The following is a 21,581-nucleotide window of genomic DNA, read 5'->3' as shown; positions in this document are numbered from 1 at the left end:
GACCGATCACCGCCCAACCAACGACACTGCGGGCTTGCTGCTGCTGCCCGGCGGAATGCGGCGGAAATCGAGGTCACGGCTGACGAGGCGTTCCACGCCGGCTGCGGCATCCGCCAGCAAATGCCGGTATCCCGTGATCGAGCGGGCGAAGACGTTGTAGATCACCACCGCTGGAATAGCAGCAACAAGGCCKATTGCCGTGGCAAGCAGCGCCTCGGCAATGCCGGGTGCCACGACGGCGAGATTGGTGGTCTGCGATTCCGAGATGCTGATGAAGGAATTCATGATGCCCCAGACGGTACCGAACAGACCGACAAAGGGAGCGGTGGAGCCGATGGTCGCCAAGGCGCCCGTTCCGCGCGACATGCGGCGACCGGCGTGGGTTTCAATGCGTGACAGGGCCGAGGAGACACGCTCCTTGATCCCGCCGCCGTCGGTGTGTTCGACCACCGCGTCGGAAAGCTGCATTTCGTGAGTTGCCATGCGCAACATCAGCGCTGCCGGCCCGCCCTTCTTTTCGACGGCCTCAGTCGCCTCGTTCAGGGTTTTCGCCCTGCGAATAACCTTTAGTGTCGCACCGGCGCGCACCCGTGCACCGGCAAGCTCGATAGACTTCGCCACCCAGACCGTCCAGGTGACGAGCGATGCAAAAGCGAGACCGATCATCACGCCCTTCACGACCCAGTCTGCCGCCATGAACATGCCCCAGGGAGACAGGTTGTGCGGGATATCAGCACGATGTCCGGCACTTGCGGGTTCGGCGACTACCGGTTCAACCGGGGTGGAGACCTCGTTCGGCGCTGCCGTACCGTTCGTCGGAGCGGGTTGCTCCGTCTGTGTCGGCTGCGGTGAAACACCTTCGGCTGCCGGCGTGGGATTACTTGCGGCGGGCGCAGGCTGGGCCGGCGCGGGCTGTGTGGGCGCGGCAGCGGAAGGCGGCACAGGCTGGACTGCCGGAGCGCTCGGCGTCTCAGCCGGCGACTGCGCGGGCTGCATCGTTTCCGTTGCCGGTGCAGGTGCTGGTTGGATCTGGGTCTCGGATGCCGACTGAGCAAAAACCGCTCCGGCACTCAAGCCGGCCAGCAAAGTGACCGTCATGGCAAGTGAGATATGCCGTGTTTTGTTTGCTCTGGTGAAGCACGCGGAAGAAGTTGAGGTCTCAGCTGACATAATTTTTATCCCGGATTTCCGTCGATGAACTCATCCGCAGATTGACCGGTTCATTAAAACCGGGGCCATGAACGGATGCCGTCGTGAAAGCTTGACGTTCCGATAATAAACCTGAGTTCTTTTGACAACTATTATATTGCCAAAAGACGACCCGTAAACTCTTCTTTACAAAAAATTGACCGACCTGCGGTCTTCAGGTGTTTTGCGAAGGCGAAAACTGCGCCACCAGCGCGTGTCGGTCGCCGGGATAGGTGACCCGAACACTGGTGACATAATCCGCTCCGTGCCAGGTGCGGCGGTGGATGACCAGACACGCCGCACCGGAAGCAATGCCGAGCGCGGTCGCATTTTTGCGATCAGCGGAAACTGCGCTGATGCGATGTTCCGCGGCACTCCAGGGAACCATTTTCAGCAGCCAAGTGCCCGGCCCGATCTGTGAAAAATCCGCTGCCTCAGCCTCCGGAACGGCGGTGACATTGATGATGCGTTCCTCGAGGCAAAAGGGAACGCCGCCGGCAAAATGCGTGCAGGTGAGTTCCAGAACTGAGGCATCCGCGGCAAGCGCCATGGCCGCGCCGTCTTCTTCCCCCGCAGGGCGCAGTCGCCGTCTGTCGAGACGGTAACCGTAAACGAGGCCGAGGGCCTGCACCTCCCGCTCGATATCGTGGATTTCCAGCACGGCCGATTGCGCATGGGGCTGGCGAACGAAAGTGCCGAGACGCCGGCGGCGCTCGATAAGGCCGCGCTGCACCAGTTCGCCGAGCGCCTTGTTCACCGTCATGCGCGAGCAGGCATATTGCCGGGTCATCTCGTGTTCGTAGGGAATACGGTACCCCGGCGGCCACTCGCCCGACATGATGTGGCGCTCGACATCGTTGCGGATGCGCTCGTGCAGTGATTTTTCCTGAAGATCGGCGCCTGTACTCCTCATACCGATGCTTCCTTCCTCCCGGTTCTATGGATCAACTATCCATGGGCAGCGGCGGCAATCGCCTCGCTGCGAATTTCCTCCGTCAACTTGGCGCGTAGCTGCGAAAACTCCGGGCTGGCCTTGACGGTGTAGTGACGCGGATGCGGCAGGTCGACCGGCATGATCGACTTGATGCGCCCCGGCCGCGCTGACATCGTCACAACCCGCGACGCCATGAACACCGCCTCCTCGATGTCATGCGTCACAAAAATGACGGTCTTCTGCTCGCGCTCCCATATGCCGAGCAGCAATTCCTGCATCAGCCCGCGCGTCTGGTTGTCGAGTGCGCCGAAAGGCTCGTCGAGCAGCAGGATCTTCGGGCCGTTTGCCAGAGCGCGAGCGATGGCTGTTCTCTGCTGCATGCCGCCGGACAGCTGTTTCGGCCAATGGTTCTCGAAGCCGCGCAGGCCAACCTTGTCGATATAGCTGTCGACGATCTCCCATTTTTCCTTCTCGGCCACACCACGCTCGCGCAGACCGAAGGCGACATTTTCCCGGATCGTTAGCCACGGAAACAGCGTGTAGGACTGGAACACCATGCCGCGATCCGCCCCCGGCCCTGTCACTGCCCGGCCGGACAAAAGGACTTCACCCGTCGTTGGACGGTCAAGACCGGCGATGATGCGCAGCAAGGTCGACTTTCCGCATCCGGACGGGCCGAGAATGGTGACGAAATCGTTGCGGGAGATTTCCAGATCCGTGGGCTGCAAGGCCAGCGTTGGCTGGCCGCCCTGAACGCCGGGGAAAGTGCGGCTGACGCCTTTGATAACGAGTTCGCTCATCAGGCAAGCCTCCAGGCGAAAAGCTTCCGGTTCAGCGATTTGAACGCGAAGTCAGAAATAAGTCCGATGACACCGATGACGATGATGCCGAAGATGATCTGCCCGGTCGCCATCAGCGCCTGGCTGTTGATTATCATATAGCCGATGCCCGACGACGCGCCGATCAACTCGGCAACAATGACATAGGTCCAGGCCCAGCCGAGGACGAGACGGAGAATTTCCGCAATATCGGGCGCATTGGCGGGAATGAGAACGCGGCGGACCACGCCCCGGTCTTTTGCGCCAAGTGTATAGGCAGCCTCCACCAGATCGCGTCTTGTGCCGGCAACCGCCACGGCAACCATGAGAATGATCTGGAAAACTGCGCCGATGAAGATCACCAGCAGTTTCTGCATCTCGCCGATGCCGGCCCAGAGAATAAGCAGCGGCACGAAGGCGGAAGCCGGAAGATAGCGCGCGAAGGAGACGAAGGGTTCAAGCAGCGCCTCGACCGGCTTGTAAGCGCCCATGGCGATGCCGACCGGTACGGCAACGAGCGAGGCCAGCACGAAGCCGCCGACAACACGCCAGATCGTCATGCCGATATCGCTGGCAAATCCCTGATCGGTCAGCAGATAGATGCCGTCCTTCAGCATGGTGATCGGGTCAGCCAGAAAGGTCGGCGATACGAAACCGCCGAGCGTGGCAAAGCCCCAGGCGGAGAAAAAAAGCACGAAGAACAGAATGCCGAGAAAAATCCGCGTGCTGTTCTTTATGGGTTGAAGAGGTTGCATTCTGTCGCCTGTCCGGAAAACGGGCGCGGCACTCTATCGCCGCACCATCTAGGCGCCGTACGTCATCCGTGACGCACAGGCGCTGTAAGGCTTCTCACTGGCTGCAATAATCCCCGAAGGAAAAGCAGCAGTTTGCTTCTGTTACTTGATGAAGGACGTGTCCGCGAGTGTCGAAAGATCGGGTTTCGATTTTATCACGCCGATTTCCAGAAGCAGATCAGCCGATTTTTCGGAGAATGTCTTGAATTCACCGTCGAAGAACTTCTGGTTGGCGGCCTTGTCCTGCCATTCCAGGAATTTCGCCGAAGCTGCGAATGCCTCGCCCGTCTGTTTTACGTCCGCTCCCATGGTCTCATAGGATTTTGCAGGGTCCGTCTTGATGAGCTCGAGCGCCTGGAAATAGCTGTCCGCAAGGGCTTTTGCCGCCTGCGGATTGGCCTTCAAGAAATCCGGCGTGCAGCCGAACGTGTCCATGACGGCGGGATAATCCAGCGTCGTCGCAAGGATTTTCCCCTTGTCCGGTGCGGCGCGCACTGTGGACAGATAAGGCTCATAGGTCATGGCGGCTTCATTCTGGCCGGCGACGAATGCCTGCGCGGCCGGTCCCGGCTCAAGGTTGACGACCTTCACGTCCTTCAGGGTCAGGCCGTTTTCCTTCAGTATCCAGGCAAGGAAGAAATAGGGGGATGTGCCCGGTGCAGAAGCGGCAACCGTCTTGCCCTTCAGGTCCGACACCTTTGCAACATCACTGCGCACCGCAATGCCGTCGGCTCCGTGCGACTTGTCCATCTGGAAAATCTGGGTGGACTTCACGCCGTTGGCATTCCACGCGATCCATGTTTCGACCGTGGTGGCGGCGCACTGGATGTCACCGGAAGCAAGCGCCAGATGCCGGCTTGCCTGCGGAATCTTCTTGATATCGACCTTGAGGCCATTCTTTTCGAAAATGCCGGCCTGCTTGGCAAGCGTCAGTGGCGCAAAGCCGGTCCAGCCGGACATGCCTATTGTAACCGATGTTTCGGCATAGGCGGAAGCAGATGAAACAAGCGTCGCGATTGCGGCGACAACCCATGTTTTTTTCATGATCGGAACCCCTTTTGATTTATTTTTGTGCGATATTTTTTTCGCTTTATTTGAGGCATGCTAGGCAGGGATTTTACATTTGTCTAGACAAAATAGAGGCGCTCAAACGCTTCCAGAAAGATTGCAAACAAGCCGCCCGGCATTCTAGACATAGGATAGCACAGCCCGGCGCATCGGCCCGCTGTTTTCCATATCGAGCTTTCCATGACAAGACAGAGACGCCGTAACATCATCAGGGCAAGGCGCACCGGCACCGGCATTGCGCTCGTCGCCGCCATTTCATTCATCGCCGGAATGACAGATGCGGTGGGTCTTCATCTTTCCGGCGATTTCGTTTCCTTCATGACCGGCAACACCACCCGCGCGGCCATTTCGGTGGAAGCTGGCGTTTATTCCCATGCGGCGAAACTACTCTTCGCGATCATCGCTTTCGTGGCGGGCAACGCTGGCGGTATCGTGGTCGCGCATAAATTCGACCGGAGTATCTTTGCCGTTCTCATGGCCGTCGGGTCGCTGGTGGCGATTGCCGCATTGCTGCGCGGCGATGCTTCCGCCCTGGCGCAGTTTTATCTTGTCGTTTTCGCCATGGGGATGGTCAACGCTGCCGTCGAGCATATTGAGGGGCTGCCTATTGGCCTCACCTACGTGACCGGCGCCCTTTCCCGTTTTGGCCGTGGCATCGGTCGCTATCTTCTGGGGGAGCGAAGCCTCGATTGGGGCATCCAAATCGTGCCCTGGCTCGGTATGATCAGCGGCGCAATCTGCGGGGCGGTGTTGGGCGCCATGCTACAGTACGATGCCCTGTGGGTGGTTGCGGCAACCGTTTTTGCGGTCGCCATCGCCACACTCGTCATTCCGCGTTCGCTTCGCCACCGCTATAATCAAAGGGTCCGGATCAGGCGCATCGCGCCCTGACGGACTGCGTCGTCACTTGCGTGAGATGGTGACGAATTTCGTGCCGCGCACCCGCACCGTCATCAGGCAGGCTTCCTTGTCGGTTCGATCGCAATAACGCGAGTGCATCTTCAGTACGAAGACCATGTTGCCGAAACGTTTGATGAAATCGTAGCCGTAAATCCGGGCCGTCGCGATCATCAGATATCCGCCCTCTTTGACCTGGACGTAAAAATTGTAAGGGCAACCTTCGTCATCGCAGCTGCGGCCTTTTTCGCCATCGCAATCCAGCACGCCGTGATTAACGACGGCATCCATCAGGCCATCATTGTTGATATCCAGTCTGGTGATGAAATCATCGCCGAAGCCAGCCGTCTTGCACTCCTTGCGAAAATGATCCTTCTCATAGATCTCAGGATCGTTCACCAGCTGCTGCTGTGCCGCCAGCGCGACCGGAAACATCAAGAGGACCAGCGCCTGAAGAGCGGCAACGATAGCGATTCGCACGGCATTTTCCTTTGCATCCGTTTCGTTTATGGATGTTGCGATCATCCGGGCGGCCAGCCTAGAGTTCCGTGCTTGCGCGACACTGACGCAAACGCATCCAAATTTCCGGGGGGACCTTTTCCATGACACTGCTGGGTTTTCTCGATTATGCCGGCGTTGCCGTGTTTGCCGCAACCGGCGCATTGGCCGCCTCACGCAAGCAGCTCGACCTGATCGGCTTCCTGTTTTTCGCCGCCGCGACCGGGATCGGCGGCGGCACGGTGCGCGATCTCGTGCTGGGCAGGGCGCCCGTGTTCTGGGTGTTGAACCCGACCTATATTCTGGTCTGCGTATCGGTTGCGGTCCTGCTTTTCTTCACCGCCTACCTGTTCGAATCCCGGTATCGGGTGCTCATCTGGCTCGATGCCGTCGGCCTCTCAGCCTATTGCGTCATGGGAGCCGCCAAGGGTCTGGCTGCAAGCGGCTCCGCAACCGTGGCGATCGTGACAGGCGTTTTGACAGCGACGTTCGGCGGCGTATTGCGCGATGTTCTCGCGGGAGAACCGTCCGTGCTGCTGCGCCCGGAAATCTACATCACCTGCGCGCTTTTGGGGGCCTCCATCTTCACCGGCGCTTATTTCCTCGGCGCGCCGCTTTATGTCGCGTCGGGCATCGGCGTATTGACGGCTTTCGGTGTCCGGTCCGGAGCGTTGATCTTCGGATGGACCTTTCCGCCCTACAAGGGCAAGCCCGGCAGACGGCCTGAAGATATATTGAAGTAATATAACTTACGCCTATGGCGGTCGCGCCAACTCTTGCGGTGACCCTTTAAATTCTAGATAGGAAACAACTCCAGCGCTGATAATACCAAACCCATAAATTAAGCATCATTTTCCTCGTCTCTACAAGACAGCACATGACTACGGCGTGCGCTACCCAGTTCGTAGTTTACATCCCTATATTTGCATTGTATTATATTTATTCATCAGTATTATTTTTGTTTTTTTTAATGAAAAGCGACAATATTAAATTAATTCCATTAAAAACTCCTTTGATTTGATCTCCACCATTGAATAATTTATAGTAATTTGTTGTGTCTTTTTCTCTTTTTTCTAAAGTAGAATTTTTTTTGCTATTTTCATAAAATACAAATCCAAAAAATAAGCTATTAATAGAGAAAATTTCTTATAAAATACTTTGAAACTCAACACAACTACATAAGATAATTTACGGAAAAAATTGATCGCACGGGAACGTTGTGAACCGAAGAAGAATTAATACTTTCGGCGCGAAGTTCTGCCTCAGCCGAAAGCATAAGCCATCGAAACATTCCACAGAAATGAGCGCTGAAAACAGAAATGGCACCCGTGGGCGCCATTTACATTCCGTGATAGGGTAAAAGCTTCAACCGCGCTTGCGACGCAGGCGAATGACAACGTCCACATGGGCGATTTCCATGCCTTCGGGCGCCTCTGGCAGATTGTCGATCTGGAGATTGTTGACGGGAATGTCGAGAACCTCGTTCTCTCCTTCCACGAAGAAGTGATGGTGGTCGGACACGTTGGTGTCGAAATAGGTGCGCGCACCTTCGACGGCCAGAACGCGGATCAGGCCGGCTTCGGTAAACTGATGCAGCGTGTTGTATACCGTCGCGAGAGAAACGGGCACGCCGGCGGTCACCGCCTCGTCATGCAGCTCCTCGACCGTCAGGTGGCGATCACCCTTTGCAAAAAGAAGATCGCCCAAAGCAACGCGCTGGCGCGTGGGGCGCAGCCCCGAGCGCCGCAGCCTCGTCCCGATATCCAATGTGGCGTCAAATGCCATGCAATCCCATTCCAAACACAGGGGTGAAACCCATCAATTGCAATAGCATATATCTTTTGCGGTGAATGCTTTCAATAGTTTCAGCGTCGCCGAGTGTCGCAAATGGCTGCAAACCGGCCATTCTTGCAAATTTCCTCTGGTTCCTGCCGGATGGTTCCTGTATGCGGACGGCATATTGAGGTAATGACTTCTCTAAAGAAGGTTCGAAGACAAAGAATGGGGGCATAATGGCCTCTGCCCTTGCAGCGCTTCATTTTGAACCTAACTTGCTCTAGTGAAGTCGATAAACACCAGTGATTGAGGAAGTGAAAGCGGTATGGCAACGAGGCAATCAAGTTACAATTACGAGGAGATCCTTTCCTGCGGACGCGGCGAATTGTTCGGTCCGGGAAATGCCCAGCTTCCGTTGCCTCCCATGCTCATGGTTCACCGCATCACCGAAATTTCCGAAACCGGCGGCGCGTTCGACAAGGGTTTCATCCGCGCCGAATACGATGTCAGCCCAGACGACTGGTATTTCCCCTGCCATTTCCAGGGCAACCCGATCATGCCGGGTTGCCTCGGCCTTGACGGCATGTGGCAGCTGACCGGCTTCTTCCTCGGCTGGCTGGGCGAAGAAGGCCGCGGCATGGCGCTCTCCACCGGCGAAGTCAAGTTCAAGGGCATGGTTCGCCCGGAGACGAAGCTCCTCCAGTACGGCATAGACTTCAAGCGTGTGATGCGCGGACGTCTCGTTCTGGGTACCGCAGACGGATGGCTGAAGGCAGACGGCGAAACCATTTATCAAGCGACGGACCTTCGTGTGGGGCTGTCGAAGGAAAAGACCGCCTGAAGCGGACGGAATAGTCCTGGCAAACGCCGGGCGGCTTCGGTCGTCCAGCCGAAATCTTAAGAAAAGGTCCATTTCATGAGACGAGTTGTTGTCACCGGCCTCGGCATTGTTTCTTCCATCGGTGGTGATGCCGCCGAAGTCACCGCATCCCTGCGCGACGCCAAATCCGGCATTTCATTTTCACCGGATTTTGCTGAACACGGTTTCAAGTGCCAGGTATGGGGCAAGCCGTCTCTCGATCCGACCGAACTGGTCGACCGTCGCGCCATGCGCTTCCTTTCGCAGGGCGGCGCATGGAACCACGTTGCCATGAAGCAGGCGATTGCCGATTCCGGCCTCGAGGAAAGCGACATCAGCGGCAACGAGCGCACCGGCATCATCATGGGTTCGGGCGGTCCTTCCACCCGCACCATCGTCGAAGCCGCCGATATCACGCTGAAGAACAACAGCCCGAAGCGTATTGGCCCGTTTGCCGTGCCGAAGGCCATGTCCTCGACCGCATCGGCCACACTTGCGACCTGGTTCAAGATCCACGGCGTCAACTATTCGATCTCTTCGGCCTGCTCCACATCGGCGCATTGCATCGGCAACGCCGCCGAGATGATCCAGTGGGGCAAGCAGGACGTGATGTTTGCTGGCGGCCATGAAGACCTCGATTGGTCCATGTCCAACCTCTTCGACGCCATGGGCGCGATGTCGTCCAAATATAACGAGACGCCAAACCTCGCTTCCCGCGCCTATGACGTCAACCGCGACGGTTTCGTGATCGCCGGCGGTGCTGGCGTACTGGTTCTTGAAGAGCTTGAACATGCGAAGGCGCGCGGCGCGAAGATTTACGCCGAGATCGTCGGTTATGGCGCAACCTCGGATGGTTACGACATGGTGGCTCCTTCCGGCGAGGGCGCGATCCGCTGCATGCGTCAGGCCCTTTCCACCGTCAAGGGCGATATCGACTACATCAACACCCACGGCACCTCGACGCCGGTTGGCGACAGCAAGGAAATCGGCGCGATCCGGGAAGTCTTCGGCGACAAGATCCCGCATATCCAGTCGACCAAGTCCCTCACCGGCCACTCGCTGGGCGCAGCAGGCGTTCAGGAATCGATCTACGGCCTGTTGATGATGCAGGAACGCTTCATCGGCGAGAGCGCGCATATTTCCGAACTCGATCCGGAATTTGCGGGCGTCCCGATTGTTCGCAGCCGCATCGACAATGCCAAGATCGACACGATCCTTTCCAATTCCTTCGGCTTCGGCGGCACCAACGCCACGCTGGTCTTTCAGCGTCATAACGGATAATTGCCATGAACGGCATCATGCAGGGTAAACGCGGCCTCATCATGGGCGTCGCAAACAATCACTCTATCGCCTGGGGTATCTCCAAGGCTCTTGCGGCGCAGGGCGCAGAGCTCGCCTTCACCTATCAGGGTGAGGCGCTCGGCAAGCGGGTAAAGCCGCTCGCCGCCGAGCTCGGATCCGACTTTATCGTGCCTTGCGATGTCGAGGATATCGCCTCGGTTGACGCGCTTTTTGCGGCAATCCGCGAAAAATGGGGTACGCTGGATTTCGTCGTGCACGCGATCGGCTTTTCCGACAAGAACGAGCTGAAGGGTCTTTACGCGGATACGACCCGCGAGAATTTCAGCCGCACTATGGTCATCTCCTGTTTCTCGTTCACGGAAATCGCCAAGCGTGCCGCCGAACTGATGACGAATGGCGGATCCATGCTGACGCTGACCTATAACGGTTCGCAGCGGGTCATCCCCAACTACAACGTCATGGGCGTTGCCAAGGCAGCTCTCGAAGCGTCCGTGCGTTATCTCGCTGCCGACTATGGCCCGCGCGATATTCGCGTCAACGCCATCTCGGCCGGACCGGTCCGCACACTGGCGGGCGCCGGCATTTCCGATGCGCGCGCAATCTATGCGTGGAACCAGAAAAACGCACCGCTGCGGCGAACAGCGGATATCGACGATATCGGCGGATCGGCTCTTTATCTGCTGTCCAACATGTCGCGCGGCGTTACCGGCGAGTGCCACTACGTGGATTGCGGCTACAATATCACCTCCACACCCACCCTTGAGGTTCTCTCAAAAGCGGATGCGGAATAAGCTATCGTTTTTCCAGTAAGTAAAAGCCCGGCGATATGCCGGGCTTTTTGCGTTTATAGCCTGTGCCATTTTTGCGAACTGATAAAGTATAACTCGTCGGGGTAACTGAATTTAAACACCGGCTGGTTATGGTCCGCAACAAATTCAACGGTTGCGCTTGCCGCATATTCTAAAGATCGACACCGACATATGCGACTGGCCAAATTGAAGCCATTGCTGGAAAAATTCGGGCTCTCGCGTGACGGGACAGCAGCCATCGAATTCGCGATCCTGGCGCTTCCCTATTTCCTCGTCGTATTTGCGATCATCGAAACTTTCATCGCCTTGATTGCGGAGCAAGTGGTCGTCAATGCTACCGACACGATGGCGAGGCGTCTGCGCACCGGGCAGATCAGCAGTTCGATTTCCAAAGAGGATTTTCGCAAGAGTTTCTGCAACGAAGTTTCGGTGATTATCACCTGCTCGGCTGATGAGATCAAAAAAGAACAGAAGCTTTATATAGACCTTCGCTCCTTCACCGCCTTCAAGGATATTCCAACTACGATACCCTTGAAAGCTAACGGCGAATATTACGACCTCGACACGGCGCAATTCGGCTTCAAGCCGGGTGGGCCAGACACGATCAACATGCTGCGCGTCTATTATCGCTGGCGTGTAGTCGCAGATATCATCCGACCATATCTTACCAAAATACGCCCAGCCGACGGGTCGATGCCGTCGCATTTCCTCATTGTCGCGACCGACGCTTTCATGAATGAGAAATACACCACGAGCGGGGGTTCATGATGGCAGGGCTTGTTTCCACCATCACGAACGGCCGACTTCGTTTTATCGCGCTCGTTGCACGCTTCGCAAGGGATCGCCGTGGCGTGGGTGCGGTAGAATTTGCGATCGTCTTCCCGATATTGCTTGCGCTTTATCTGACGTCCTTCGAACTCACCATCGGCTATAATACCTACAAGCGGGCAAGCAGCGCCTCCGCAACGATCAACGACCTGATCTCCAAAACAAATTCCGTCGACAAGGCTTATCTGACAAGCATGCAGGACGTAACGGCTGCCGTCTTTGCGCCTTACAGCACCAAGGGTCTGCAGCTGAAGATCAGCGGCATCAAGATCGACAAGCAGAAACAGGCGACTATCGCCTGGTCCTGGAACGAGAAAAACGCGCGGCCCTATGTGGTGGGATCGCCAGTCTCCGTTCCCACACGTTTGCTTGTAGCGGACAGTTTCCTCATCCACGTCGAGCTTTCCGTGCCGCATGAGTTGTTGATGTTCATGCCAGATATTTCTTCGTCCGGCGTAAGATCGATCACGATCGCACGCGATTATTTCTTCAAGCAGCGCGACGCTGAGATAACCTGCTCCAATTGCTGATGCGCGTCAGCGCTTTGCTCTAATAAACATCGCGCAGATAACGTTTTTCGCGCTTCAGCCGGTTTACATAGTCGCTTGCCGCTTCCGCAGAGATGCCCGCCTCGTCAATAACGATCTGGTGCAGGGCATCGTCAACATCCTTCGCCATGCGGGTCGCGTCGCCGCAAACATAGAAATGGCCGCCCTCTTCGAGCCATTGATAGAGTGCCTTGCCGTTTTGGCGCATACGGGTCTGAACATAGATCTTTTCGGCCTGATCCCGCGAGAAAGCGAGATCGAGACGGGTCAGCACGCCATCGCGACTCATCTTTCCAAGTTCGTCTTCGTAGATGAAATCCGACTGCCGGTGCTGGTCGCCGAAAAACAGCCAGTTCCGGCCCTTTGCGCCCCGCGCCTGCCGTTCCTGCAAAAAAGCCCGGAATGGCGCAATGCCCGTGCCGGGTCCCACCATGATAACAGGTGCGTCATTGTCCTGAGGCACGCGAAACGCCTTGTTCGGAGAGACGAAAATCCCGGCACTCTGCCCCGCTTCTACCCGGTCCGCGAGATAGGTGGAGCACACGCCGCCACGCTCGCGACCTTCGGCGCGATAACGCACGCTGGCGACTGTCAGATGCACGCTGTTGTGCGCGGCCAGAGGGCTGGAAGAGATCGAATAGGCGCGATGCTGTAACGGCTTCAGGAAAGTCACGAATTCAGCAAGCTCGAATACGGGTTTTTCACCGAGACTAAGCAGGTCGAGAATATCCTTGCTCCAGAGAAAGGCGGCAAGCTGTTCCCTGTCTCCATTCGCAAGGATGTGGCTGAGTTCATCGTGCCCTGCGCGCTTGCCGATCTCGGCGACCAGTTCACGCGACGGTGTCGATATCTCGAACATATTGAGAAGCGCATCGCCGACCGGACGGTCGAGTCCGACGACTTCGCCATCCGCGCTCACTCCGAAGCGTTCGAGCAGCGCGCCCACTAGTTTCGGGTCGTTTAGGGGAACGACGCCCAGAGCATCCCCCGCCTCATAGTCGAGACCACTTTCGCCGAGATCAAATTCGTAGTGGCGAATTTCCTTGGACGAAGCAGGCCCGGAAAGAAGGCGATTGACGCTCACCTGCGCGGCATAGGGATTCTTGCGGCTCCAGCCCTGTTTTGCCCGCGCGGGCGCCTCGGCGATCGCCGGCACAACCGCCACCTTATTGCCACCATCGATGGCGAGCGCGAGTGGCAGGGTCTCGCCGATCCAGTTGGCGGCGACATCTTCGAAATCGATATCGCAATCGATACGCGTCTTCATCCGTTTGCCGCCAAGCTGCTCGAAGCGGGTATCGATGAGCTTGCCCGCCTGGCAGAAGCCATCGTAACCGGTGTCGCCAAGCGCAAGCACGGCAAAGTTCATCTCATCCAGCCGGGGTGCGGCCTCCTTGGAAAGGGCCTCCCAGAAAAGCTGGGCATTGTCAGGCATTTCACCTTCGCCGTAGGTGGAGGTGACGACAATGACGCGCTTCATGACGCCCAGACTATCCATGGAAACATCGTCCAAGGCTGTCACCACAGGCTGCATGCCCTGGGCGCGGGCGGCGTCGGCTATATCCATCGCCAGCGCCTCGGCATTGCCGGTCTGGGTGCCAAAGAGAATGTTCAGCACGCTGGCCGCCGCCTTGGGAGCGGCAGCGGCAACCGATGTGTCCATACCCATTGCTGCGCGGGAATGAAGCCCGGCCAGGAAGCCGGATAGCCAGGCGCGCTGGTCGCCATTGAAAGGGGCATCTTGAGGAATGTAAGGTATCTTCATCATGCTGCCCTGTTCTGGCTGGATGCGGTGGCAAGGTCGGGAATGGCACGCGCCGCGAATAGCTCCTCAAAGCCCGGCAGACGACCAATCTTCTCGATGTTTTTGCGGTTCTGCTGAATGATCCAGCCATAGGTGCCGGGGCTATCCACCGACCAGATGTTACGGCGCGCAAGCGCCTGCTTGTAATCGTCGAGCCGCTTGGCGGCGATCATCACCGCAAGCTGCTCGTCATCATGATCGGAAAGCGCCTCGCGCGCATATTTCAGCAGCCGCTGCATCAACGCATAGTCCTCCGTGAGGACGAGATTGCGCACGGCTTTTTCGATGGCGGGATCGGAAGGACCGGATGCCATCGGCAACCGTTGGAGAGCAATGGCCTGCGCCATACTCAAAACCGTGTAGTTGTTGATGAGCGCATACATGTCTTCCGTATCCGTCTCACCATAACCAGGAACGGTTCCGTTCAACACGGCCTTGCGGTCGCGATAGGCCAGCTTGAACTTCCGCACCTGATGGGCGGCAAGCGCGGATGCCAGTTCCTCCAGCAGCTCCTTGCGGGGCTTGGCTTTCAGAATTTCGTCGCTGTCCTGATAAAGCAGCAGGGCGCGCGGCATGCCGTAAACGAAATTGTGCTGTTCGCTTTCCCAGTTTTCCAGAATCCATGCGGCCTTGGCCGACCCTGTTTCGTCGACATGCCAGGTCAAAAGTTGGTGAACGGCCTGATTGTGGATAGATGCCTGTTCGTCCTCGCCGGTGATGGAGCCGAGCAGGATGGAATCATGGCTCACCTTCTTCGGCAGATCGCCGTAAGGGTCATATTGATAGACGAAGCCGCCGCTCATGCCGTTGCCGAAACCCTTGCCGAAACTGCCGAGGTTAAGCACAGCGCCATTGGTCATATATTCGCAGGCGAAGTCGCCCACACCTTCGACAACGGCTGTCGCACCAGAATTGCGCACCGCGAAACGGTCGCCCGCCTGCCCTTCCACGAAAGTGCGACCGCCGGTGGCGCCGAACAATGCAAAATTGCCGACCAGCACATTGCCATCAGCATCTTGCGAACCGCCACCGGGGGAGCGCACTACAATGGTGCCGCCGCAGGCGCTTTTGCCGACGCCATCATTGCAGGTACCGGTATGGACCATGACCATGCCGTCATTGCAGAAAGCGCCGAAGGACTGCCCGGCTGAACCTGATGTGTCGATGCGCACCGAACCCGCCTCCAGAAAACGGCGGCCACGGCTATCCCGCTTCACAGCCGGAAGCGCATCCGCCTCTTCGTCGGAAAGTTCGTGGTTCAGCATGCGCTCGATATCGACGGCGAGCTGGCCGCCAACACTCTTGTTGCAATTGTTGAGGAAGCGGTTGCCGCCAAGCTCGATGTTTTCCCGTCTGCTGTCGATCAGAGCCGAGCGCACCAGTTCAATGAAGGCATCGTCCAGCGCGAAGTCCTTTTCCATATAGACAGGGCTGTCGATCTTCACTTCCTCCACCACCGAAAGCATCGCCCGCAGGTCAAGCTGGCCGACGCTCGCCGGGTGATCGAGGAGGTGAAGAAGATCGGAGCGGCCCCGAGCTTCGCGCAGCGAGCGCAGCCCGAGTGCGGCCAAGATCTCGCGGGTTTCATGGGCGATGTTCATGAGATATTGCGCCAGCGCGCGTGGATCGCCGTTGAAGGCTTCCTGATTGGTGGTGAGGCCGGCGGGGCACTTGATGTTGCAGTTCTTCGCCATGACGCATTTCAGCATCATCAGCGCCGTGGTGCCGAACTCGAAGCTGTCGCCGCCGAGAAGGGCCGATTTCACCACGTCGCTCGCCGTCTGGTGCGCGCCGGAGCAGCGTAGCAGCACCTTGGCACGAAGGCCTGTGGCACAAAGCGCCTGATGCACCTCGGCGATGCCGATTTCCGCCGCGCGGCCGGTATATTTGAGGCTGGTGACAGCGGCCGCACCCGTGCCACCGGTATTGCCGGCAACATTGATGACGTCCGCACCCGCTTTCGCAACACCGACTGCAATCGTGCCGATGCCTTCCGACGAAACGAGCTTGACGATGACGCGCACGCGCGCCGCCTTGGCGTCGTGGATTAGCTGGGCCAGATCCTCGATCGAATAGGTATCATGGTGCGGCGGCGGCGAAACCAGCTCGACGCCTGGGGTGCCGCCACGGGCCGCGGCTATTTCCACCGTTACCTTGGGGGACGGCAATTGCCCGCCCTCGCCGGGCTTTGCACCCTGGCCGATCTTGATCTCTATTTCCTCCAGCATCGGGTCGGCAAGATAACCCGCCCAGACACCAAAACGGCCAGACGCGAACTGCTTGATGCGCGAGGCGCGGATGGTGCCGTAACGGGAAATATGCTCGCCGCCTTCCCCCGAATTCGACATGCCGCCAACCATATTGGTGCCATGCGCCACCGCCTCATGGGCGGCTGCGACCAGCGCGCCATGGCTCATCGCACCCGAAGCGAGGGTCTTGGTGATCGCACTCGCCTTTTGCACAGCGTCGAGCGCAATGCTGTCAGGTGCGGTGCGGATCAGCGACAGATAGGTGAATGCTTCACCCTTTGCCTGAACCAGAAGCGCGCCGCCCTCTAGCCAATGGCCGGCAATATCCTCACCGAAACGATCGAGCAGCGACTGTCCGAGTGCGGCAAGCCGGGAAAGCTCATGACCGTGCGGGCCGGTCAATTGCAGCCGGAACGCGCCTTCGCCCGCACCTTCGCAGAGCAATCCGCGCACCATGAAGCTGTTGTTGCCACGTCTGGAAAAGCGCCCCATCTCGCGGCGGAATTCTTCGGCCGAACCGGCAAAGGTCACATCAGCCGGCAATTCCAGAACATCACGCAGGGCTGCCGGACGGCGGGCCCTTTCTTCGGCCATCATGCGTGCGAAGGCGCGGTAACCCGGCGTTACCTCGAAAGCGTCGATTGCTTCGGGCGTCAGCCGGTCGAAGCTGTTGTGATAATAGGCCGCATCGTTGAGGCCGAAAGCATCCTCCAGCCGGTTGAGCGGCAGGAGACGTAGCGCCTCTTCGTTGTCGGTTCCCTTGTCGAAACCGATCTTTTCCTCCGTCATATCGACGAAACCGCGAACCGCCGTCGTGCCATAGGAATGGCCAGCACCTTCGGCGCGCTCCTTGAAGAGACCGAGCAGCGGAATGTCGTTTTCACCCTTTACCGACAGCGCCTTGCGATGCCAGTCCGACACCGCCTGCGCGATGACAGCGAAGGTAACGCCACCGACCGGGGTCTTAACATTGGGGAAATAACGCTTCAGCACAGGATCGTTGGTGTCGAGGAAGTTCGGTTCGAAGAACTCGCCGCCAATATAGCTTTCCGCCGTGCACAGCCCGACCTTGCCCATGGTCTTCATCAGCGACTTTTCAGCCGCCTTGGCAAAACGCTTGAAGGCCTTGTCAGCATCGGCACCAAATTTCTCCTCGGCACGGAACTGCACGCCGAGTGGGTAGACAGCCGAAGCCCCGAAACCAAGGCCCGCTGCGATGTGATGCGAGGAGGAAAATTGCCCACTTTCAACGATCAGGGACACGCGTAGCCGCAGCCCCTCCTCGATCAGCCGCTGGTTGATGGCGGAGACGACCATGATCATAGGCAACGCCGCACGACCTGCCGAAACGTGCCGGTCAGTGACGACGGCAATACCGCCCTCCTCAGCCGCGAAAGCCACAACCTCACCGCAGAGGCCATCTATCGCCTGACGCAAGGCCGCTTCGTTGGCAATCGCAGCATCAAAGATCGGCGTATAAAGCATCTCGAAACGACGAACTGGCGTCTCCGACTGCTCGCGAATGCGCAGCATGTCGAGATGGGTCAGGATCGGGGAGCGCACGACAATCTGCCGGGCCGCTTTCGCACCGCTATTCGGCTTTGCGCCGAGCGCCACGCGCAGCGTCATGCCATCGGCCTCACGAATGCTGTCGAGCGGGGGGTTGGTGACCTGCGCAAAGCGTTGCGAGAAATATTTGGCGACCCCGCCTTCCTGATCGGAGAGCGCGTTGATGGCATTGCCATAACCCATGGCCGAGATTTTTTCAGCACCCGACGCCAGCATCGGATCCATCAGGAACTTGAAGCTTTCCTGATTGTGCGAATAGGCGACATAACGCTGATGCCGTTCCAAATCGCCATTGTATCGAAGCGGCGATCCCTGCTTTTCGGCGGGCACCTCCGGCAAATCCGCAAGCATGACGCGCGCTTCAGACAATAGCGACGGGTAGTCCCTCCGCGCCGCCAGAAGCTCCAGCGCCTCGACGGTGGAAAAGGCGCGCCGTTCGGCGTGGTCGTAATAAAGCATGCCGCCGGCCTCGATGCGACCGCGACGAATGACGCTTTCGGCCGGAAAGGCGATCTGCCCCGCCTCCGACATGACGCAGAGATAATCGTCTGTCTCGACGGTCCGCAGCGGGCGCAGGCCGAGACGATCGAGCCGCGCGCCGATGATGGTGCCGTCGCCGAAAATCAGCGCAGCCGGGCCGTCATTCTTCTCCTCGTAGAGCGAGAAATATTCCAGCATCGCCTTGACGCCGGGCGAGAGCGTGTCGTCGTTTTCCCAGGCGGGCGGCATCATCGAGACGACGGCGGTGACGAGGTCGAGACCGTCTTCCATCACCCGCGCCTGCAATGTCTGGTCCAGACGGCAGCTATCAGACTGGCCCTTCGGCCGGATGATGCTTGCATTTTTCGCCAGCGCCACGGCCGCTTCCGACAGCCGGTTCTTCTTGTCAGTGTTGAGTTCGCCATTATGCGCCATCAGCCGAAAGGGCTGCGCCATGGAGGGGTGCGGATCCGTATTGGTGGAAAACCGCGTGTGGAAATACATCGTATGCACTTCATGGCGCGGATCGGTCAGGTCGCAGAAATAGGGCATGACCTCATGCGAGTTCAAACGCCCTTTCAGAACCTGCGTGCGTGCGCTGAGCGACAGCGGATAAAAACCGGCAAGTTCCGGCGCAGTATAGGCAAGCGCCTCGATAGCGAGCAGCGCCTTGTGAATACGCCAGTCGAACTCGGCAAGGGTTGCGCATTCCGCTGGGGCCGAAAAGACCCATTGCCGGATCGGCAATTGGTAGGAAATGGCGGCCGCGCGGATGGCCGCGTCATTCACCGGTACATTGCGGACGAGCAGGATCGAGAAGCCCTGTTCCTCCAGAGCACTGCCGATGATGCCGATCGCCTGGTCATGAAAAGCAGGGTTCTGCGGCAGGAAAAAATTGCCGACGCCGAACCGGCCGGCTTGCAAGGAATCGTTGTCCGTCAGCTTCCGGAAAAATGAGAGTGAAAGATCGAGCGACACGCCAGCACCATCACCCACGCCCTCCGCCGACATGCCGCCGCGATGCGGCACGGCACAGAGCGCCTCGTGACCGCGCTTCAGCACATCATGCGTCTGCACGCCGTCCTTGCGGGTGATGAAACCGACGCCACAGCTGCTTTTCTCAAAAGCCGCATCGTAAAGGCCGAATTTTTGCTCCGTCACGCTCAAGGTTCTCTCCTCTCGTTGCGCATTCCGCGCGGCATCGCCCTTTTCCCGAAACCCGGCGCGTCAGCCGGCACTCTGCGGGCGGAGCCGCAGGCGACCTGGCTGCTCCTCTTCTTTTCTGCTTATCGGCGTTTAATGGCGCGAACGGTCGTTTTGCGGCCGCCAAACGGCGTGGCGGCATTGGCCGCTTTCTCGCAAATAATGATCGTCATCGTTCGCATTGCGTTCCCTGATGGCCGGCAATTCCGGCAGTGAGACACATTGAATTACGTCAGTATTGCTTACATAATATTTCATGATTGGCCGAGTCAAGATTAAAATCGGTCCCACGMAATAAAAAAACAAAAACGCCGCGAAATCCGACAGGATTCCGCGGCGCGATGACTGCAGAGATGTTTATATTGCCCTGCTCACTCCGAGGGCATGTCCAGCGTTCGGCTGAACCACAGTGCGACCAGTGTACAGACTGCACCCGACATCAGGTAAATGCCGACCGCAAACAGTCCGAATTTGGACGAAAATCCGAGCGCCACGAGCGGTGCAAAACCAGCGCCGATCAGCCACGAAATATCCGAGGTGAGCGAAGCGCCGGTATAACGGTATTCGCGGCTGAAGCGGGAGGCGAGCGCACCGCCCGCCTGGCCGAAGGACAGACCAAGCAATGCAAAGCCGACCAAGACGAAAAGATAGCGCCCTATATCGCCCGAACTCAGCAGAAGCGGCGCCACGAGGCTGAAAAGACCGATCAGCACTGCGGCGAAAGCCAGCAGCTTCCGCCGGCCGATTTTGTCGGCGAGAATACCAGACACGACGATCATGCCGCCGGCGATGATGGCGCTGACGAATTGCACGAACAGAAAGTCCGAAACCCGCTGGGTGGTATTGAGGGAAACCCAGCTCAGCGGGAAGACCGTGACAAGATGGAAGAGCGCGAAGCTTGCCAACGGCACGAAAGCGCCCGTCAGCACGACCGGAAACTGCGAGCGCAGCATCTTGAACACGGGGCGCGGCTCCAGCTCATGCTGTGCAAGCATGGACTGGAATTCCGGCGTGACAATCATGCGCAGGCGGGCAAAGAGCGCGAGAACATTGAGCGCCAGTGCAACGAAGAACGGGAAACGCCAGCCCCAGGCCAAGAATTCCGCGCTGGAGAGCTGCGTCACGAACACGATGAAGAATGCGCTAGCAAGACCAAAGCCCATCGCCGCACCAATTTGCGGCATCATGGCGTACCAGCCGCGCTGCTTCGGCGGTGCATTCATGGCGAGGAGCGAGACAAGACCATCCCAGGCACCGCCAAGACCAAGTCCCTGACCGATACGGAATACCGCCAGAAGACAGGGGGCAAGCATGCCGGCTTCCGCATAGGACGGAAGAAAGCTGATCGCCATCGTGGAACCGCACAGCGTGAACAGGGCCGCCATCAGCTTGACGGCACGGCCGAACTTTCGGTCGATCTGGAGGAAGATCAATGAACCGATCGGCCTTGCGATGAAGGCCAGCGAGAAGACCGCGAAGGAATAAAGCGTAGCCGTCAGCGGATCGACGAAGGAAAAGAAGACATGCGGAAAAACGAGCGCGGAGGCGATGGCGTAGATGAAAAAGTCGAAAAACTCCGTCATTCTCGCAAGAATGACAGCAATTGTAATGCGATCCGGATCGACCTTGACCGGATCGGTCCCATGTCCCTTCGCTTCCGGCGCCTGCCAAAAAGATGGAGCAGCATCAGTATAACTCATAATATCCCTCCTGCGTCATGGACGAACCATTTCCTGTAACGCGCCGGCTCCTCTTCCTTAGCGTTACGATGCGACGGATTGTCACACGCACCCTACGTAACGTCAATTGAAGTTTGATAAGAAAGGCTTGCTCCGCAAGCTCCCTATGCGATAATGCAGCCGCTCCGCCTTCAAACGCGGCTCCGCTAAGCCTATGGTGCATCGCGAAGGTTTCGCTGCACCGCGACAATATACCTCATTTCAAAAATGATGTTCGG

17 protein-coding genes are annotated in these 21,581 nt (G+C 58.1%); 7 read left to right on the top strand and 10 right to left on the bottom strand.

The window, feature by feature from the left end; all coding sequences use genetic code 11:
* Window positions 1-6 precede the first annotated feature (6 nt).
* The 5 genes from exbB to AC1DCP_RS00455 all read right to left on the bottom strand — a co-directional run bounded on the left by exbB (window position 7) and on the right by AC1DCP_RS00455 (window position 4,778).
* Window positions 7-1,170: a tonB-system energizer ExbB gene (exbB, locus tag AC1DCP_RS00475; protein WP_038489411.1), complete on the bottom strand. Its 1,164-nt coding sequence runs from the start codon at window positions 1,168-1,170 to the stop codon at window positions 7-9.
* A 193-nt stretch (window positions 1,171-1,363) separates the two neighbouring features.
* Entirely contained in the window at window positions 1,364-2,101 is a 738-nt protein-coding gene (gene hutC / locus AC1DCP_RS00470; RefSeq protein WP_019564534.1) for a histidine utilization repressor, read from the bottom strand.
* A gap of 35 nt (window positions 2,102-2,136) precedes the next feature.
* Entirely contained in the window at window positions 2,137-2,922 is a 786-nt protein-coding gene (locus AC1DCP_RS00465; protein ID WP_013635262.1) for an ABC transporter ATP-binding protein, read from the bottom strand.
* Window positions 2,922-3,695 (bottom strand): ABC transporter permease, encoded by a 774-nt coding sequence (locus tag AC1DCP_RS00460; protein ID WP_003514452.1) that lies wholly within the window; start codon window positions 3,693-3,695, stop codon window positions 2,922-2,924. Before AC1DCP_RS00460 ends, AC1DCP_RS00465 begins: the two co-directional genes overlap by 1 nt.
* A gap of 141 nt (window positions 3,696-3,836) precedes the next feature.
* Window positions 3,837-4,778 (bottom strand): ABC transporter substrate-binding protein, encoded by a 942-nt coding sequence (locus AC1DCP_RS00455; protein ID WP_065688438.1) that lies wholly within the window; start codon window positions 4,776-4,778, stop codon window positions 3,837-3,839.
* 204 nt (window positions 4,779-4,982) lie between these two features.
* Between AC1DCP_RS00455 and AC1DCP_RS00450 the strand changes: the two genes are divergently transcribed.
* Window positions 4,983-5,693, top strand: coding sequence for a YoaK family protein (locus tag AC1DCP_RS00450; protein ID WP_065688439.1), 711 nt, complete (start codon window positions 4,983-4,985; stop codon window positions 5,691-5,693).
* A 12-nt stretch (window positions 5,694-5,705) separates the two neighbouring features.
* On the opposite strand, the gene AC1DCP_RS00445 is transcribed toward AC1DCP_RS00450, so the two are convergent.
* Window positions 5,706-6,224, bottom strand: a complete 519-nt coding sequence (locus AC1DCP_RS00445; RefSeq protein WP_065688440.1) for a hypothetical protein — start codon at window positions 6,222-6,224, stop codon at window positions 5,706-5,708.
* Window positions 6,225-6,301: 77 nt separating this feature from the next.
* Between AC1DCP_RS00445 and AC1DCP_RS00440 the strand changes: the two genes are divergently transcribed.
* The gene (locus AC1DCP_RS00440) at window positions 6,302-6,940 is read left to right on the top strand and encodes a trimeric intracellular cation channel family protein (protein WP_003514444.1); all 639 of its coding nucleotides are present in this window, start codon (window positions 6,302-6,304) and stop codon (window positions 6,938-6,940) included.
* 622 nt (window positions 6,941-7,562) lie between these two features.
* Here AC1DCP_RS00440 and irrA read toward each other — a convergent pair.
* Complete coding sequence (gene irrA / locus AC1DCP_RS00435) at window positions 7,563-7,982, bottom strand: iron response transcriptional regulator IrrA (RefSeq protein WP_003507276.1); 420 nt, start codon at window positions 7,980-7,982, stop codon at window positions 7,563-7,565.
* Window positions 7,983-8,298: 316 nt separating this feature from the next.
* Here irrA and fabA point away from each other — a divergent pair, with 316 nt between their 5' ends.
* The 5 genes from fabA to AC1DCP_RS00410 all read left to right on the top strand — a co-directional run bounded on the left by fabA (window position 8,299) and on the right by AC1DCP_RS00410 (window position 12,301).
* Window positions 8,299-8,814 (top strand): 3-hydroxyacyl-[acyl-carrier-protein] dehydratase FabA, encoded by a 516-nt coding sequence (fabA, locus tag AC1DCP_RS00430; RefSeq protein WP_003514441.1) that lies wholly within the window; start codon window positions 8,299-8,301, stop codon window positions 8,812-8,814.
* 75 nt (window positions 8,815-8,889) lie between these two features.
* Window positions 8,890-10,113, top strand: a complete 1,224-nt coding sequence (fabB, locus tag AC1DCP_RS00425) for a beta-ketoacyl-ACP synthase I (RefSeq protein WP_003514438.1) — start codon at window positions 8,890-8,892, stop codon at window positions 10,111-10,113.
* A 5-nt stretch (window positions 10,114-10,118) separates the two neighbouring features.
* Window positions 10,119-10,925, top strand: a complete 807-nt coding sequence (gene fabI, locus AC1DCP_RS00420; protein ID WP_003514436.1) for an enoyl-ACP reductase FabI — start codon at window positions 10,119-10,121, stop codon at window positions 10,923-10,925.
* A 189-nt stretch (window positions 10,926-11,114) separates the two neighbouring features.
* Complete coding sequence (locus AC1DCP_RS00415) at window positions 11,115-11,711, top strand: TadE/TadG family type IV pilus assembly protein (RefSeq protein WP_065688441.1); 597 nt, start codon at window positions 11,115-11,117, stop codon at window positions 11,709-11,711.
* Window positions 11,708-12,301, top strand: a complete 594-nt coding sequence (locus AC1DCP_RS00410; protein WP_003514432.1) for a TadE/TadG family type IV pilus assembly protein — start codon at window positions 11,708-11,710, stop codon at window positions 12,299-12,301. The genes AC1DCP_RS00415 and AC1DCP_RS00410 overlap by 4 nt, the downstream gene beginning before the upstream one ends.
* A gap of 19 nt (window positions 12,302-12,320) precedes the next feature.
* On the opposite strand, the gene AC1DCP_RS00405 is transcribed toward AC1DCP_RS00410, so the two are convergent.
* From AC1DCP_RS00405 to AC1DCP_RS00395, 3 genes are all read right to left on the bottom strand, one after another.
* The gene (locus AC1DCP_RS00405; protein ID WP_081308564.1) at window positions 12,321-14,087 is read right to left on the bottom strand and encodes a sulfite reductase subunit alpha; all 1,767 of its coding nucleotides are present in this window, start codon (window positions 14,085-14,087) and stop codon (window positions 12,321-12,323) included.
* The gene (locus tag AC1DCP_RS00400) at window positions 14,084-19,588 is read right to left on the bottom strand and encodes a glutamate synthase-related protein (protein WP_111799214.1); all 5,505 of its coding nucleotides are present in this window, start codon (window positions 19,586-19,588) and stop codon (window positions 14,084-14,086) included. Before AC1DCP_RS00400 ends, AC1DCP_RS00405 begins: the two co-directional genes overlap by 4 nt.
* A gap of 407 nt (window positions 19,589-19,995) precedes the next feature.
* A complete protein-coding gene (locus AC1DCP_RS00395) occupies window positions 19,996-21,324 on the bottom strand; it encodes an MFS transporter (RefSeq protein WP_476774110.1) in 1,329 nt (442 codons plus the stop codon).
* Between the last annotated feature and the right edge of the window lie 257 nt (window positions 21,325-21,581).

Source organism: Agrobacterium sp. 10T429 (genome assembly GCF_056393925.1).
This window is presented reverse-complemented; position numbering and strand designations above follow the sequence as displayed.

What these genes read in the sequence shown, in the direction of transcription:
- irrA (WP_003507276.1), bottom strand. Translation starts at nt 7,982, where the DNA reads ATGGCATTTGACGCCACATTGGATATCGGGACGAGGCTGCGGCGCTCG.
- AC1DCP_RS00395 (WP_476774110.1), bottom strand. Translation starts at nt 21,324, where the DNA reads ATGAGTTATACTGATGCTGCTCCATCTTTTTGGCAGGCGCCGGAAGCG.
- fabB (WP_003514438.1), top strand. Translation starts at nt 8,890, where the DNA reads ATGAGACGAGTTGTTGTCACCGGCCTCGGCATTGTTTCTTCCATCGGT.
- AC1DCP_RS00445 (WP_065688440.1), bottom strand. Translation starts at nt 6,224, where the DNA reads ATGATCGCAACATCCATAAACGAAACGGATGCAAAGGAAAATGCCGTG.
- fabI (WP_003514436.1), top strand. Translation starts at nt 10,119, where the DNA reads ATGAACGGCATCATGCAGGGTAAACGCGGCCTCATCATGGGCGTCGCA.
- AC1DCP_RS00455 (WP_065688438.1), bottom strand. Translation starts at nt 4,778, where the DNA reads ATGAAAAAAACATGGGTTGTCGCCGCAATCGCGACGCTTGTTTCATCT.
- AC1DCP_RS00460 (WP_003514452.1), bottom strand. Translation starts at nt 3,695, where the DNA reads ATGCAACCTCTTCAACCCATAAAGAACAGCACGCGGATTTTTCTCGGC.
- hutC (WP_019564534.1), bottom strand. Translation starts at nt 2,101, where the DNA reads ATGAGGAGTACAGGCGCCGATCTTCAGGAAAAATCACTGCACGAGCGC.
- AC1DCP_RS00410 (WP_003514432.1), top strand. Translation starts at nt 11,708, where the DNA reads ATGATGGCAGGGCTTGTTTCCACCATCACGAACGGCCGACTTCGTTTT.
- AC1DCP_RS00405 (WP_081308564.1), bottom strand. Translation starts at nt 14,087, where the DNA reads ATGATGAAGATACCTTACATTCCTCAAGATGCCCCTTTCAATGGCGAC.
- AC1DCP_RS00415 (WP_065688441.1), top strand. Translation starts at nt 11,115, where the DNA reads ATGCGACTGGCCAAATTGAAGCCATTGCTGGAAAAATTCGGGCTCTCG.
- fabA (WP_003514441.1), top strand. Translation starts at nt 8,299, where the DNA reads ATGGCAACGAGGCAATCAAGTTACAATTACGAGGAGATCCTTTCCTGC.
- AC1DCP_RS00450 (WP_065688439.1), top strand. Translation starts at nt 4,983, where the DNA reads ATGACAAGACAGAGACGCCGTAACATCATCAGGGCAAGGCGCACCGGC.
- AC1DCP_RS00465 (WP_013635262.1), bottom strand. Translation starts at nt 2,922, where the DNA reads ATGAGCGAACTCGTTATCAAAGGCGTCAGCCGCACTTTCCCCGGCGTT.
- AC1DCP_RS00440 (WP_003514444.1), top strand. Translation starts at nt 6,302, where the DNA reads ATGACACTGCTGGGTTTTCTCGATTATGCCGGCGTTGCCGTGTTTGCC.